This window comes from Nonomuraea sp. NPDC050663 (genome assembly GCF_044456985.1).
Taxonomy (GTDB): Bacteria; Actinomycetota; Actinomycetes; order Streptosporangiales; family Streptosporangiaceae; genus Nonomuraea.
Genome location: NZ_JBITGL010000006.1, coordinates 325,979 through 340,286, shown reverse-complemented (window position 1 = coordinate 340,286; position 14,308 = coordinate 325,979). Strand labels below are relative to the sequence as shown.

Here is a 14,308-nt window from a genome sequence, read left to right as displayed (position 1 = left end):
CATGACGGGGACCACCAGAGCGACGGGGACCACCGTGCGTGACGGGGATCGCCTGATGGCGGGAGCCGCGCGGCACAGCGGGCCGTGGCCGTTCCTCCTGGCCCTGGCCGCCGTCTCGGGAGCAGCCGCTGAACTGGCCATGCCGTACCTGATCGGCCGCTCCATCGACACCGGCGGAGCACCCGGCTGGCTGATCGCGGCGGTCGCCGTCGTCATCGGCTGCGAATGCCTGGCGGTGCTGGCCAGAGGCCTCACCGGCGCGCGGGCCGCCGCTTGGATCAGGCGGGCGGTCGTCCGCCACGTCCTGGGCGCGGGCACCCTCATGCGAGCCCACGCCCCCGGCGAGCTGACCCTGCGGGCCGGGCTCAACGCCGACGAGGCGGGCCGCGCCCCCGAGGCCGTGGTGAGCGCCGTGGCGCTCGTCGTGCCCACCGCGGGAGCCCTGATCGCCCTGACCCTGATCGACCCGCGGCTCACCCTCGCGCTCGGCGCGGGGATCGTGGCCATCGTGCTCATCCTGCGCGCCTTCCTGCGGACCGGGGGCGCGCTGTCGGGCGCCTACCAGGAGGTCCAGGGACGGATCGCCGCCCGGCTGGCCGAGGCGCTGACCGGCGCTCGCACCATCGCCGCCGCCGGGACGGCGGAACGCGAAGCCGGACGCGTGCTCGCGCCGCTGCCGGAACTGCGCGCCCACGGACTGGCCCTGTGGCGGGCCACCGCCGCCGCCGGAGTGCGCGCGGGAGTGATGACGCCCGTGCTGGAGGTGGCGGTGCTGGCCGCCGGAGGGTGGCTGCTGGCCGCGGGACAGCTCACGGTGGGGGAGCTGTACGCGGCCGCGCGCTACGCCGTCCTCGGCTCCGCGCTCGGCGGGGCACTCGGATACGTCGGGCAGCTCGCCAGGGCCAGGTCGGCGGCCTCCCGCGTCGCCGAGGTGCTGGCCGTGCCCCCGATGACCTACGGGACCCGCGAGCTGCCGCCCGGACCCGGGACACTCGAGTTCCGCGACGTCCCCGCCGGTGACCTGGTGGTCGCCGGAGGGACCTGCGTGGCGCTGGTCGGCCGCTCGGGCGCGGGCAAGACGATGCTGGCCGAGCTCGCCGGACGGCTGCGCGACCCGGAACACGGCACCGTGCTGATCGACGGCGTGCCGCTGCCCGAACTGAGCAGGCGGAGCCTGCGGGCGGCCGTGGCCTACGCCTTCGAACGGCCCGCCCTCCTGGGGGAGACGGTGGGCGCGGCCATCGGCATGGGCGGCGCCGACATCGGCGGCGCCGCCCGCGCCGCGCAGGCCGACTCGTTCGTCAGGCTGCTGCCCGACGGGTTCGCCACGCCCCTGGCCGCGGCACCCATGTCCGGCGGCGAGCGGCAGCGGCTCGGGCTGGCCCGCGCCCTGGCCGCGCCCCGGCGGCTGCTCGTCCTCGACGACGCCACCTCCAGCCTGGACACGGTGACGGAGCGGCGGGTGAGCGACGCGCTGTTCGGTCAGTACGGCGGGCGCACCCGGCTCGTGGTCGCCCACCGCGCCACGACGGCCGCGCGGGCGGACCGGGTGGTCTGGGTGGAGGAGGGGCGCATCCGGGCGGCGGGGACGCACGGGGAGTTGTGGCGGGAGCCGGGCTACCGGGCGGTGTTCGCGGAGGGAGCCCTGTGACGGGCGAGCCGGGGATCCACAGCCCCACCGTCGTCGCGGGCCCGCCCGGCAGCGGCGGAGGTTCCCGGAAAAAGGCCGCCCAAGGCGTGCCTGTCACCGGCGGGCCTTCTGACGGCGGGCGGTGGGGGCTGGTCCGGACGGCGCTGAGGCGGCGGCCCTCGGCGCTGGGGCGGGTCGCCGCCTGGTCCGTCGTCGAGACGGCGCCCGCGTTCCTCATCGGCCACGCCGTCGCCGGTGCGATCGACCAGGGGTTCCTGGCCGGCAAGCCGATGACCGGCCTGGGCTGGCTGGCCGTGCTCGCCGTCGCGTGGCTCGCGGCGGCGGTGGCGGCGCGCCAGGTGATCCTGGCCGTGGCGGACATCGCCGAACCGTTCCGTGACGACCTGCTGCACCGCGTGGTCGGCGGCGTGCTCGGCGAGGCGACCAGGGCCTTCCACGGCCCTCCGCCCGACAGCGCCGCCCTGGCCCGCGCCACGCTGCAGGTGGAGCTGGCCAGGGACGCCTTCGCCGCGCTGGTCACCGTGCTCAGGGGGTTCGCGTTCACGCTGGTGAGCGCGGGCGCCGGGCTCGTGACGCTGGCGCCGTCGCTGGCCCCCGCCGTGCTGCTGCCGTTCGCGGCCGGGGTGGCGGTGTTCGCCCTGTCGCTGCCGGCTCTGGCGCGGCGGCAGGGGCGGTACCTGCTGGCCGACGAGGCGAACGCCGAGACGATCACCTCGCTCTGTCACGGCCTGCGTGACATCACCGCCTGCGGGGCGGAGAGCGCCATGGAGGCGGAGGCGGGGCGGCGGATCGGAGCCCAGGCGGAGGCGGCACAGGGGGTGGCCAGGGTGCTGGCCGCCAGGACGGCGGCGCTCGCCCTGGGCGGCTGGCTTCCCGTGGTGCTGGTGCTGGCCGTCGCGCGTGACGTGGAGGCGGGCGTGGTGGTGGGGGCGCTGGCCTACCTGACCCAGTCGCTCGCCCCGGCGCTCGGCGGGCTGATGGAGGGCGTCGGCGTGAGCGGCGTCCGCCTGCACGCCGCCCTCGGCCGAATCACACACTCCACCCCCGCGCCGCCGTCCCCCGCCCCGATGGCTCGCCATCAACTCCAGGGGACCGGTCTCGCCCTGCGAGGAGTCACCTTCGCGTACGGCCCGCATGCCGAGCCCGTGATCCGCGACCTCACCCTCGACCTGCCGGAAGGCGAGCACCTGGCCGTCGTCGGGCCGAGCGGAACCGGCAAGTCCACGCTCGCCGCCCTCATCGCCGGCCTGCTCACCCCCGGCGAGGGCACGGTCGAGCTCGGTGGCGTGCCGGCCGCCCGGGTACATCCTCGGCACCGGGTGCTCATCCCCCAGGAGGCCTACGTCTTCACCGCCTCCCTGGAGGAGAACCTCACCTACCTCGCCCCGGACGCCACCGAGCGGGAGATCCGGCACGCCCTGGCCGAGCTGGGCGCCTCCGATCTCCCCCGCACCGACCTGGACCCGAGGACCCTGTCCGCCGGGGAGCGTCAGCTGGTCGCCCTGGCCAGGGCCTACCTGTCACCCGCCCGCCTGGTGATCCTGGACGAGGCCTGCTGCCACCTCGACCAGGCCGCGGAGGCCCGCGTGGAGGCGGCCTTCGCCCGGCGCGGCGGCACGCTCATCGTCATCGCCCACCGCATCAGCTCGGCCAGGCGTGCCGGCCGGGTCCTGCTCCTCGACGGAGGCGCCTGGATCGGGCGGCACGAGGAGCTCGTCCGCTCGGCCGCCGGCTACGCGGAACTCGTCGCACACTGGGAGCCATCCTCATGACCTATCCGGACGCCGAGCGCCTGCCGATCGTGGACGACCTCCACGGCCACCTCGTCCACGACCCCTACCGCTGGCTGGAGGAGCACGACAGCCCGCCGACGCGGGCGTGGCTGGACGCCCAGGAGGCGCTGTGGAAGGCGCGGGCCGCCGAGCTGCCCTGGCGGGAGCGTTTCCGTGAGCGGCTGGGCGAGCTGGGCAGGGTCGGGGAGGTGAGCCCGCCGCTGTGGCGCGGCGGGCACTGCTTCACCACACGGCGCATGCCGTACGAGGAACATCCGGTTCTCCTGCGCGACGACCGGGTGCTGCTGGACCCGATGCGGCTCGACCCGTCCGGGGTGACCACGCTCGACGAGTGGCAGCCCGACCACGACGGCGTCCTGGTCGCCTACCAGCTGTCGCGGCGCGGCGACGAGCGCTCCGAGCTGTACGTCATGGACGCCGAAACGGGTGCCACCGTCGAAGGCCCGATCGGCGGCTGCCGGTACTCCCCGGTGGCCTGGCTGCCGGGACGGCGGGCCTTCTGCTACGTGCGCTTCCGCGAGGGCGTCTACCTGCACACGGTCGGCGACGGCCGGGACACGCCGCTGTTCGGCATCGGGGAGGGTGCCGGCTACGGCCTGGGCGTCAGCCCGGCGGGCGACTGGCTGACGGTCTCGGCCGCCCCGGGACCCGCCGCGCCGAACGAGCTGTGGCTGATCAACATGGCGACCGGCGAGCAGCGGCTCGTCCAGAAGGCCGGCCTGGCCAAGAGCGCGGCGGTGGTCGGCCTGGACGGCCTGGTGTACGTGGCGACCGACCACGAGGCGCCGAGGGGCCGCCTGTGCGTCGCCGACCTGGAGGCGCCGGAGCGGTGGCGCGAGCTCGTCGCCGAAGAGTCCGACTCGGTGCTGCGCGGCTTCACCATCCTGTCGGGCGGACGGCTGCTGGTCTCGCGGGTACGGCACGCGGTGGCGGAGATCGGCGTGCACGACCTGGCCACGGGCGAGCTGCTCGGCCAGGTCACCCTGCCGGGCCGTGGCGCGGTCGGACCCCTGACCGTGCGCCCCGAGGGCGGGCACGAGGCCTGGTTCACCTACACCGACGCGGTCTCACCGCCGGCCGTGTGGAGTTACGACGCGCGTACGGGGCGCGCCGGCCTGTGGGCCGCGCCGCCGGGCGCGACGCGGCCTTCCCGGGTGGAGAGCCGCCAGCTCACCTGCGTGTCGGCCGACGGCACCCAGGTCAGGATGATCGTCGTGGCGGGGCCGTCGGACGGCGGGCCTCGCCCGACCCTGCTGGCCGGATACGGAGGTTTCGGCCTGACGCTGCTGCCCGGCTACGCGGCCGACTCCCTGGCGTGGGTGGAGGCGGGAGGCGTGCTGGCGGTGGCCGGCATCAGGGGCGGAGGCGACGAGGGCGAGGAGTGGCACCGCCAGGGCATGCGCGAGTGCAAGCAGAACAGCTTCGACGACTTCGCCGCGGCGGCGGGCAAGCTCGTCGCCGACGGCTGGACCACCCCCGACCGGCTGGTGTTGTGGGGGGAGTCGAACGGCGGCCTGCTGGTGGGCGCCATGCTCACCCAGCACCCCGAGCTCTTCGCCGCAGCCGTGTGCGCCGCGCCGGTCCTCGACATGGCGCGCTACGAGCGTTCGGGCCTGGGCGCGGCCTGGCGCCGGGAGTACGGCTCGGCGCAGATCCCCGAAGAGCTGGCCTGGCTGATGGGCTACTCGCCGTATCACCGGGTCGAGCGGGGCGTGCCGTACCCTCCGGTGTTGTTCACCGTCTCCGGCGGCGACACCCGCGTGGACCCCCTGCACGCCAGGAAGATGTGCGCCGCCCTGCAGTGGTCGGGCGCCCGCGAGGTCCTGCTGCGCCACGAGCCGGACGTGGGGCACGGCGCCCGCGCCGTCAGCCGGTCGGTCGAGCTGGCCGCGGACGCGCTCGCCTTCCTGGCGCACCACACCGGGTTGTCAGATCCATCCGGCCTCGCGGGCGATGCGGACGGCGTCGACGCTGCTGCGGGCGCCTAGCTTCATGCGCGTGCGGCTGAGGTGGTTGCGGACCGTGCCGTGGGCCAGGAAGAGCTGCCTGGCGATCTCGCCGACGGACGAGCCCTTGGCCGAGGCGGCGAGCACGTCGAGCTCGCGCGGGGACAGCGGCGCCTGAGGCGTCGTCATGGCGGCGATGGCCAGGGTGGAGTCGACCACCCGGCCGCCGCCGGCGACCTTGCGGATGGAGTCGGCCAGCTGGCCAGGCGGGGCGTCCTTGGCCATGAACCCGCCCACGTTGGCGTCGAGGGCGCGCTTGAGCATGCCGGGCGTGCCGATTCCGGTGAGGATCAGCACCCCGCAGCCGGGCAGCTCCTCGTGGAGCTCCCTGGCGGCCTCGAGCCCGTCCCTGCCGGGCATGGACAGGTCCAGCACGGCGACGTCGGGTTTGCAGGCGCGGGCCGCCGCCAGGACGCGGTCGCCCCTGTCCACCTCGGCGACCACCTCGATGTCGTCCTCGAACGACAGGAGGGCGACGAGGGCGCCACGGACGAGTTCCATGTCCTCTGCGAGCAACGTGCGGATCACTGGGGTCCTCTGGTTTCGCCGAGTACTGATGGGCTAACTCCTGACTAGCCTGTCAAGTATTGAAAAGCCAGTGATTACCGTCAATACGTCTATAAATGGCTAATTGGGCAATAGGGGGTGGAGTTGTGGAGTCGACAAATCCATGCGAAACCGAAATTCGGGCGACCGGAAAGAACGGTACAGGGGTCGTCTCGGGCCGGGATCTGGCATAGTCTCCGCGAAACCGGGCATATCGGGGGCCCCTCCTTCCCATGTGAGGTGCTGCGCATGATCTCTCCGCGTCGGACCGTTTATCGGCTGCTCTACGGCACGCGCTACGACAAGGTCCCGTGGGGCCAGCGCGTCTACGTGCGGCCGGGCGAACGCCAGGTCCGCGAGTTCCAGTGGCGGCTCCTGCTGCGCAGGGCGCCGGTGATCTCGCTGGACGACTACAGAAAACGACTTCCCCTCGGCGAGATCGAGGAGTTCCTGAGCTGCATGATGTGCGGAGAATCGCGCCAGCAGCCGCTGTTCGAGCCGACCGGCGGCAAGGGCTGGCGTTACCACGTCGTGCGCTGCCCCTCCTGCGGATTCCTCTACCGCAATCCGAACGTGCGCCCTGAACGCCTGGGCGACCTGTACGCCAACAGCTACAGCAAGTTCCTCACCGGCGATTACGCCGAGAACCGCCAGCGCCGCTACCGCCTGGTCATGGAGAGCTTCACCCCGGTCTTCGACGACGGCACCGGCCGCCGCCTGCTCGACTTCGGCTGCGGCGCCGGCCTGTTCCTGGAACTGGCCGAGCGGCGCGGCTTCGACGCGGTCGGGGTGGACCTGTCGCCCGACTCGGTCCATCAGGCCAACGAGCGCCTGCAGAAGGCCAAGGCCTACTTCGGCGCCCCCGACGACGTGCCGGAGATCGCCGCGGGCGGCTTCGACGTCATCACCCTGTGGTCGGTCCTGGCCCACCTGCCCAGGCCGCTGGAGGACTTCGCCACCTTCCGCCGCCTGCTCGCCCCCGGCGGCGTGCTGATGATCCTCACCGTCAACGCCCGGTCACTGTTGCTGAAGGCCTACGGCTCCAAGTGGAGCGGCTTCACCAAGAACCACCTGATGTTCTACTCCAGCAAGACTCTTCCGGCCCTGCTGCGCCAGTCGGGGTTCGCGGGCGTCGCCTACGCCCCGCACTACGGCGACACCGTCGAGGCGGGCACCACGCGCCTGTCGCCGGAGCTGAAGGGGCGCCTGGAGCGCAACGTGCGCCGCGCCGACGGCGGCAACATGATGCGCGCCATCGCCTTCGCCGACGAGGAGGCCGTCGCCAGGTGGGGCGACAAACTCAAGATCCACAAGCTCTAGACGAGGGTGAGGCCCCCGTCGACGGCCAGCACCTGGCCGGTGATGTACGAAGCCTCCCGCGACAGCAGGAAGACCGCCGCGCTCGCCACCTCCCAGGCGCTGCCGTGACGGCCCATCGGGACGCGCACCCTGCCCCGGTGCTTCCAGTGGCGGGAGGCCTCGCGGCCGAGCGGGGTGTCGATCAGGCCCGGCGCGATCAGGTTCGAGCGCACGCCCAGGCCCGCGCCCTCCAGCGCCACGTGCCTGGTCAGCCCGACGAGCCCGGCCTTCGAGGCGTCGTAGGCCGGGATCAGGCTCCCGGGACGCAGGCCCGCCACCGAGCCGATGAAGACGATCGAGGCGCCCTCGCCCAGCCGCGGCAGCGCCGCCTTGCAGATCAGGAAGTGCGCCCTGAGGTTGACCGCGAAGACCCGGTCCCACTCCTCGGCGCTCGTCCCGGCCAGCGCGAACCCGGCGCCGATCCCCGCGTTCAGCACGATCCCGTCGATCGCCCCCGCCCGTCCGGGCAGCGCCTCGCACTGCCCGGCGTCGGCCAGGTCGACCGTGATCACCTCGGCGGTGCCACCCTCCTTGCGGGCCAGCTCGGCGCTCTGCTCGGCCGCCGCCTCGTCGACGTCGGCGCAGACCACGTGGGCGCCCTCGCGCGCCGCCGCCACCGCGATCGCCCTGCCGTTGCCGATGGGGGGCTCGGGTTCGTCGCTCGGCCGGGTGCCCGCGCCGACGACCAGGATCCGTCTGTCTACCAAGCGACCGCTCATGTGCGCGACGATAGCGACCATGGAACCCCGTGTGGAGCCCCTCCCTCCGGCGGAACGCACCGGATTCGCCGCCAAGAACCCGCTCAACGTCTTCACCACCCTGGCCAGGCACCCCAAGCTGTTCGAGGCCTGGCTCGGCTTCGGCGGGGCGCTGCTGTACGGCACGCTGCCCGCCCGCGACCGCGAGCTGGCCATCCTGCGCACCGCCCGCAACCGGGCCTGCGCCTACGAATGGGCCCATCACCTGCGGCTCGCGCGCGAAGCCGGGCTGAGCGAGGAGGAGATCTCCGCCGTACGGCACGACGGATCCGGGCTCACCCCCGGCGACCTGCTGATCCTGCGTGCCGCCGACGAGCTGCACGCCGACGGCGACCTGACCGACGAGACCTGGTCCGCGCTGTGCGAGCGCTACGACGAGACCGGCCGCATCGAGCTGGTCATGCTCATCGCCCACTACGACATGCTCTCGCGCGTACTGACCACCTTCCGCGTGCAGCTGGAGCGATAACCCGCCGGTAACCCGCGCCGCCTACCGTGCTGGTGGCGGGCGCACCCGCGTGGTGACCTCACAGGGGCCGGCCACCACGGGCGTGAGCCTGCCGCCAACCTTGACAAAAGCTGCTCCACGCCACTTTCCTGGGCATTCCGGGTCCGGGGAGCAGCCACGATGGAGTTCCGCTTACTGGGCGACCTGCGCGTCACCGACGATGCCGGTCGCACCGTCGTGCTGCCCGCCCGCCAGCGGCTCTTCCTGGCGATCCTGCTCTGCCACGCGGGCACGCCCGTGTCGGCCGACCGGCTGATCGCCGAGGTGTGGTCGGGCGAGCCGCCGCGCACCGCCGCCAAGAGCGTGCACGTGGCGGTCCACCGGCTGCGCCGGGGGCTCGGGGAGGGGCGCCTGACCAGCTCGGCGGCGGGTTACACGCTGCACGTGCGGCCGGAGGAGGTCGACGCGGCGCGGTTCGAGCGCCTGGCCGCCGAGGCGCGGGCGTCCGGGGGCATCGAGCTCTACCGGCGGGCGCTGGAGACGTGGCGGGGGCGGCCCTTCGACGGGGTCGGCCACGCACCCTGCGTGGCGGCCGAGGCGGGCAGGCTGGAGGAGCGGCGCCTGGCCGTACTGCAAGCCCGGCTGGAGGCGGAGCTGGCCGCGGGAGGGCACGCCGATCTCGTGGGCGAGCTGGCGCGGCTGGCCGCCGAGCACCCGCTGCGCGAACGGTTCCACGCCCTGCTCATGCTCGCCCTCCACCGGGCGGGCCGGCCTGCCGAGGCGCTGGCCGCCTACCGCGAGGCCAGGCGCGGGCTCGTCGCCGAACTGGGCGTCGAGCCCGGCGAGGAGCTCAGCACGCTGCACGACCGCATCCTCCACGCCGACCCGGCGCTCGCCCTGCCGCGCGAGCGCATCCTCCACGCCGACCCGGCGCTCGCCTTGCCGCGCGAGCGCACGCTCGGCGGCGACCCGGCGCTCGGGGCCGAAGCCGGCGGGGCGTTCACGCTGCCGACCGACATCTCCGACTTCGCCGGGCGGGCGGAGCTCGTCGAGCGGGCCTGTGCGGCGCTGCGGCGGCGCGGGAGCGCGGTGCCGGTCGTGGCGATCTCGGGCCCCGGCGGCGCGGGCAAGACCACGCTCGCCGTCCACGTCGCCCACCGCATGCGCGAGCACTACCCCGACGGCCGCCTCTACCTGCGCCTGACCGCCGACGCCGAGCCGGGCGCGACCCTGGCCAGGGTGCTGCGCGGGCTGGGCGTGTTCGGCCAGGAGCTGCCGGAGACCTTCGAGGAACGCGCCGAGCTGTACCGCCGCAGGCTGGCCGGCCGCCGGGTCCTGGTCGTCGTGGACAACGCCGCCACCGAGGCGCAGGTCGTCCCGCTCCTGCCCGGCGAGCCCGGGTGCGGGGTGATCGTCACCAGCCGCGCCCGCCTCGGCGCCCTGGCCGGGGCCGAGCCGGTCGAGGTCGGGGAGCTGACCGAGGAGCAGTCTCTGGGCCTGCTCGCCCGCATCGCCGGCAGCACCCGCGTCGACGCCGAGCCGGGGGCCGCGCGGGAGCTGACCCGCCTGTGCGGGCGCCTGCCGCTGGCGCTGCGCATCTGCGGCGCCCGGCTGGCCGCCCGGCCCCACTGGAGCGTCGAGCTGCTGGTCGGACGCCTGCGGGACGAGCGGCGCCGCCTCGACGAGCTCACCTACGGCGACCTGGCGGTGCGGGCCGTCCTGACCTTCAGCCACCAGCGCCTGGGCCCTGACGAGGCCCGGTTGCTGCGGCTGCTCTCGCTGCTGGAAGCGCCCGACTTCCCCGCCTGGGCCGCCGCCGCGCTCATGGACCGGCCGGTCGCCGCGGCCGAGCCGCTGGTCGAGGAGCTCGTGGACGCGCGGCTGCTGGAGGTGGCGGGGACCGACGCGGCCGGGCAGCTCCGCTACCGCTTCCACGACCTCGTACGGCTCTGCGCGCGCGAGTTCGCCGAGCGGGAGGAGAGCCCGGAGGAGCGCGCGGCGGCGGTGGAACGGGCCATGGGCGCCTGGCTCGCGATCGTCAACGCCGCCGACCGCGGCCAGTTCGGCCAGGGCACGGAGCGGCGCAGCGGAGCGGTGCCGTGGAGCCCCGGCGAGGAGTTCGAGCGGCGGGTCGCCGATCATTCGCACGCCTGGCTGGAGGCGGAGCGGACCGCCATCCTCGCCGCCGTGCGCCAGTCGGCCGGGGCCGGGCTCGCCGGGCACTGCTGGGAGCTGGCCACCTATGCCCGCTGCCTGTGGAAGTGCTGCGGCTACCGCGAGGAGATGCGCGAGGCGCACGGCACCGCCCTGCTCGCGGCGGAGCGCGCCGGTGACGGGCGAGGCCAGGCCATGGCCCACCACGGTCTGGCCGAGTGGGCGCGGCTCGTCGGGCGGCCGGAGGCGGGACGCGAACACCTGGAGGCGGCCACGCTGCTGTTCGAGCGGCTGGGTGACACCAGGGGGCTGGCCGTGACGCTGCACCACCGGGGCATCTACCTGCACCGGACCGGGCGGCCCGCGGGGCCGACGCTCCTGCGGGCGCTGGAGCTGGCGAGGGAGAGCGGCGACGGCCGTTCGCAGGCGCTGATCCTGCGCAGCCTGACGAGCCTGCGGCTGGCGGAAGGCGACCCGGCGGGCGCCGAGCCCTACGCGCTGGAGGCGCTGCGGGTGTGCAGGGACAGGCCGCTGGGGCGGCTGGAGACGGAGATGGTCTTCAACCGCGGGGTCGTCCGCATGGCCCTGGGCGAGCTCGACGCGGCCGAGGCCGACCTCGGCCAGGCGTACGAGCGGGTGCGGGGGACCGACCCCGACGGGGAGGCCCAGGTGGGCTACAACCTCGCCGGGCTGCTGCACAGGCGCGGGCGTCACGGGGAGGCGCTGGGACTGCTCGACGGGGCCGAGGTGTTCGCCAGGCGGGCGCGCGACGGGGGCATGCTGGCCAGGCTGCTGCGGGCGCGCGCCCTGAACTGCCGGGCGCTGGGCAGGGAGGCGGACGCCGTCGCCGCCGAGGCGGAGGCCGACGAGATCGACGCCCGCCTTCCCGCGTGAGGTCCGGTTCAGGGCTCGATCATCGTCACCCCGGGCACCGAGCCCAGCTCGGCCAGCGCCTTGCCCGCCTCCTCCAGCCCGATCGTCCGCGTGATGAGCCGGTCCGGCCGCAGCGTGCCCGCCAGGATGAGCTCCAGCATCGCCGGATAGGCGTGCGCGGCCATGCCGTGGCTGCCGAGGATCTCCAGCTCCCAGCTCAGCACCCGCCCCATCGGCAGTGCGGTCGGGCCGCCGGTCAGCACCCCGACCTGCACGTGGCGGCCGCGGCGGCGCAGGCTCTCGATCGAGGCGGAGGCGGTGGTCGCGCTGCCCAGGGCGTCGAGCGACAGGTGGGCGCCGCCCCCGGTCAGCTCCATCACCCGGGCGGGCGCGTCACCCGCGTCGACCAGGTGGACCGCCCCTGCCTCCCCGGCCAGGCGCAGCGCCTCGGCGCTGACGTCGACCGCCACCACCCGCGCTCCGGCCGCCGCCGCGATCATCACCGCCGACAGGCCCACCCCGCCGCAGCCGTACACGGCCACCCACTCGCCGGGACGGACCCGTCCCACCTGCGTCACCGCGCGGAAGGCGGTGGCGAAGCGGCAGCCCACCGAGGCCGCCGTGCCGTACGAGATCTCGTCGGGCAGCGCGACCAGGTTGAGGTCGGCGTGGTCGACGGCGACCAGCTCGGCGAAGGAACCCCAGTGGTGGAAACCCGGCTGGGTCTGGCGCTCGCACACCTGCTGCTCGCCCATGGCGCATGACGCGCAGGAGCCGCAGGCGCAGATGAACGGGACCGTCACCCGCGCTCCCGGCCGCCAGCCGCGCACCCCGGAGCCGACCTCCTCGACCACCCCGGCCAGCTCGTGGCCGGGCACGTGGGGCAGGGAGGTGATGTCGGAGTCGTGGCCGTGCCAGCCGTGCCAGTCGCTGCGGCACAGCCCCGTCGCCTTGACCCGGATCACCGCTCCGTGCGGGGCGGGGGAGGGGTCGGGAACCTGGCGCAATTCCAGGTCGCCGCCGAACCGGTCATAGATCAGTGCGCGCATCCTGTGAGCTTAGGGTCAGCTCCCTCAGCCTGCGCAAGGCCAGGTGGGAGGGCGATCCCGGCTCGGCCGTGTAGAGCACCAGGCGCAGGTCGTCGCGGTCGGGCACCGGCATCATCTGGCAGATCACCTTGATCTCGCCCACCTTGGGGTGGATGAGCCGCTTGTGCTGGTTGCGGCGCAGCTCGACCTCGTGCTCGGCCCAGAGCCTGGCGAACGCCGGGCTCAGCGCGATCATCTCGGTGACCAGCCCGTTGATTTCCGGGTCGTCCGGGTAGCGCCCGTGCGCGGCCCGCAGGTCGGCGACGGAGGCGCGGGCGAAGGCGAGCTGGTCGTCGTTCTCGAAATGGTCGGTGTGGGCGTAGAGGAAACACCAGCGGATGACGTTCAGGTCGGTGCCCGGCGACATCTCCAGATCGCCCAGCAGGGCGCTGCCCAGCGGGTTGAAGGCGACGATGTTGTAGGCGGCGTCGAGCACGTAGGCGGGCACCTCCTCCAGGAACGACAGCAGGTGCAGCATGCTCGCCGGCACCTCGTTGCTGCGCCTGGACGGCCCCACGGGGTGCCCGCCCAGCAGGAACAGGTGCGCGCGCTCGTCCTGCGACAACATCAGCGCCCTGGCCAGCGCGTTCAGCACCTGACGCGAGGGGTGCGGCCCGCGGGCCTGCTCCAGGCGGATGTAGTAGTCGATCGACATGCCCGCCAGCTGCGCGACCTCCTGGCGGCGCAGCCCGGGGGTGCGGCGGCGCTCGCCTCCCGGGAGCCCGGCCTCCTGGGGGGTGAGGCGCTCGCGCCTGCTGCGGAGGAATGCTGCGAGCTCGTCCCGTTTCATTCCTCCATCTTCCGCCTTTTCCGCCGGACGAGGGTGGTACTGCCGGTCCCAGTCTCGGCAGGTCTCTCCCGCCCTGGTCCGCGTGACAGCAGCGTGGGCCCCATGACTACAGCACTCATCACAGGCGCCAACAAGGGCATCGGATTCGAGATCGCGCGGCTGCTGGCCGAGCAGGGCATCACCGCCATCGTCGGCGCGCGTGACGCGGAACGCGGCAAGGCGGCCGCCGATCGCCTCGGCCAGCCGCACGTCAGGATCGACGTCACCGACCCGGCCAGCGTCCAGGCGGCGGCCAAGTGGATCGAGGAGGAGCACGGCACGCTCGACATCCTCGTCAACAACGCCGGGATCCTCGTCTGGCAGGACGACTTCCGGCCCAGCGCCACCCCGGCGGAGACGCTGCGGCAGACCTACGAGACCAACGTGTTCGGCGTGATCACCGTCACCAACGCCATGCTGCCGCTGCTGCTCAAGGCGCAGGCGCCGCGCATCGTCAACGTCTCCAGCGGCCTGGGTTCCCTGACCCTCGCCCAGGATCCCGAGGCACCGACCTACCTGAGCAACTTCATCGCCTACAACTCCTCCAAGGCCGCGCTCAACATGGTCACCGTGTCGTACGCCAAGGAGCTGGCCGAGACGGCCGTCAAGGTCAACGCCGCCGACCCCGGCTACTGCGCCACCGACCTGAACCACCACTCGGGACCGCGCAGCGCCGAGCAGGGGGCCGCGACAGCCGTACGGCTGGCGACCCTCGACGCGGACGGGCCAACAGGTTCATACCAGTCGGACGAGGGAGCTTTGCCCTGGTGAGGTGTTGAAGCCTCCTGTGCGGTCAGAGAGGA

General features: G+C 74.0%; 11 protein-coding genes. 7 read left to right on the top strand and 4 right to left on the bottom strand.

The window, feature by feature from the left end:
• Positions 1–34 precede the first annotated feature (34 nt).
• Genes ACIBH1_RS21865 through ACIBH1_RS21855 form a run of 3 tightly spaced genes read left to right on the top strand, consistent with a single transcriptional unit; the run spans position 35 to position 5,432 of the window.
• Complete coding sequence (locus tag ACIBH1_RS21865) at positions 35–1,651, top strand: ABC transporter ATP-binding protein (protein WP_397315659.1); 1,617 nt, start codon at positions 35–37, stop codon at positions 1,649–1,651.
• Positions 1,648–3,423 (top strand): ATP-binding cassette domain-containing protein, encoded by a 1,776-nt coding sequence (locus tag ACIBH1_RS21860; protein WP_397315658.1) that lies wholly within the window; start codon positions 1,648–1,650, stop codon positions 3,421–3,423. Before ACIBH1_RS21865 ends, ACIBH1_RS21860 begins: the two co-directional genes overlap by 4 nt.
• Positions 3,420–5,432 (top strand): prolyl oligopeptidase family protein, encoded by a 2,013-nt coding sequence (locus ACIBH1_RS21855; protein ID WP_397315657.1) that lies wholly within the window; start codon positions 3,420–3,422, stop codon positions 5,430–5,432. Before ACIBH1_RS21860 ends, ACIBH1_RS21855 begins: the two co-directional genes overlap by 4 nt.
• Here ACIBH1_RS21855 and ACIBH1_RS21850 read toward each other — a convergent pair.
• On the bottom strand, positions 5,373–5,978 hold the full coding sequence (locus ACIBH1_RS21850; RefSeq protein ID WP_397315656.1) for a DNA-binding response regulator: 606 nt from the start codon (positions 5,976–5,978) through the stop codon (positions 5,373–5,375). The genes ACIBH1_RS21855 and ACIBH1_RS21850 overlap by 60 nt on opposite strands.
• Positions 5,979–6,245: 267 nt before the next feature.
• Between ACIBH1_RS21850 and ACIBH1_RS21845 the strand changes: the two genes are divergently transcribed.
• The gene (locus tag ACIBH1_RS21845) at positions 6,246–7,316 is read left to right on the top strand and encodes a class I SAM-dependent methyltransferase (protein WP_397315655.1); all 1,071 of its coding nucleotides are present in this window, start codon (positions 6,246–6,248) and stop codon (positions 7,314–7,316) included.
• Here the strand turns inward: ACIBH1_RS21845 and ACIBH1_RS21840 are convergent.
• Positions 7,313–8,074, bottom strand: a complete 762-nt coding sequence (locus tag ACIBH1_RS21840; RefSeq protein WP_397315654.1) for an SDR family NAD(P)-dependent oxidoreductase — start codon at positions 8,072–8,074, stop codon at positions 7,313–7,315. The genes ACIBH1_RS21845 and ACIBH1_RS21840 overlap by 4 nt on opposite strands.
• A gap of 19 nt (positions 8,075–8,093) precedes the next feature.
• Here ACIBH1_RS21840 and ACIBH1_RS21835 point away from each other — a divergent pair, with 19 nt between their 5' ends.
• On the top strand, positions 8,094–8,582 hold the full coding sequence (locus ACIBH1_RS21835) for a carboxymuconolactone decarboxylase family protein (RefSeq protein ID WP_397315653.1): 489 nt from the start codon (positions 8,094–8,096) through the stop codon (positions 8,580–8,582).
• A 159-nt stretch (positions 8,583–8,741) separates the two neighbouring features.
• The gene (locus ACIBH1_RS21830) at positions 8,742–11,609 is read left to right on the top strand and encodes an AfsR/SARP family transcriptional regulator (RefSeq protein WP_397315652.1); all 2,868 of its coding nucleotides are present in this window, start codon (positions 8,742–8,744) and stop codon (positions 11,607–11,609) included.
• Positions 11,610–11,617: 8 nt separating this feature from the next.
• Here ACIBH1_RS21830 and ACIBH1_RS21825 read toward each other — a convergent pair whose 3' ends face one another.
• Both ACIBH1_RS21825 and ACIBH1_RS21820 read right to left on the bottom strand, forming a co-directional pair.
• Positions 11,618–12,637, bottom strand: a complete 1,020-nt coding sequence (locus ACIBH1_RS21825) for a zinc-dependent alcohol dehydrogenase family protein (protein ID WP_397315651.1) — start codon at positions 12,635–12,637, stop codon at positions 11,618–11,620.
• Positions 12,618–13,466: a helix-turn-helix transcriptional regulator gene (locus ACIBH1_RS21820; RefSeq protein WP_397315650.1), complete on the bottom strand. Its 849-nt coding sequence runs from the start codon at positions 13,464–13,466 to the stop codon at positions 12,618–12,620. The genes ACIBH1_RS21825 and ACIBH1_RS21820 overlap by 20 nt, the downstream gene beginning before the upstream one ends.
• A gap of 102 nt (positions 13,467–13,568) precedes the next feature.
• Between ACIBH1_RS21820 and ACIBH1_RS21815 the strand changes: the two genes are divergently transcribed.
• Positions 13,569–14,276, top strand: a complete 708-nt coding sequence (locus ACIBH1_RS21815) for an SDR family oxidoreductase (RefSeq protein WP_397315649.1) — start codon at positions 13,569–13,571, stop codon at positions 14,274–14,276.
• The last annotated feature ends 32 nt before the right edge of the window (positions 14,277–14,308 follow it).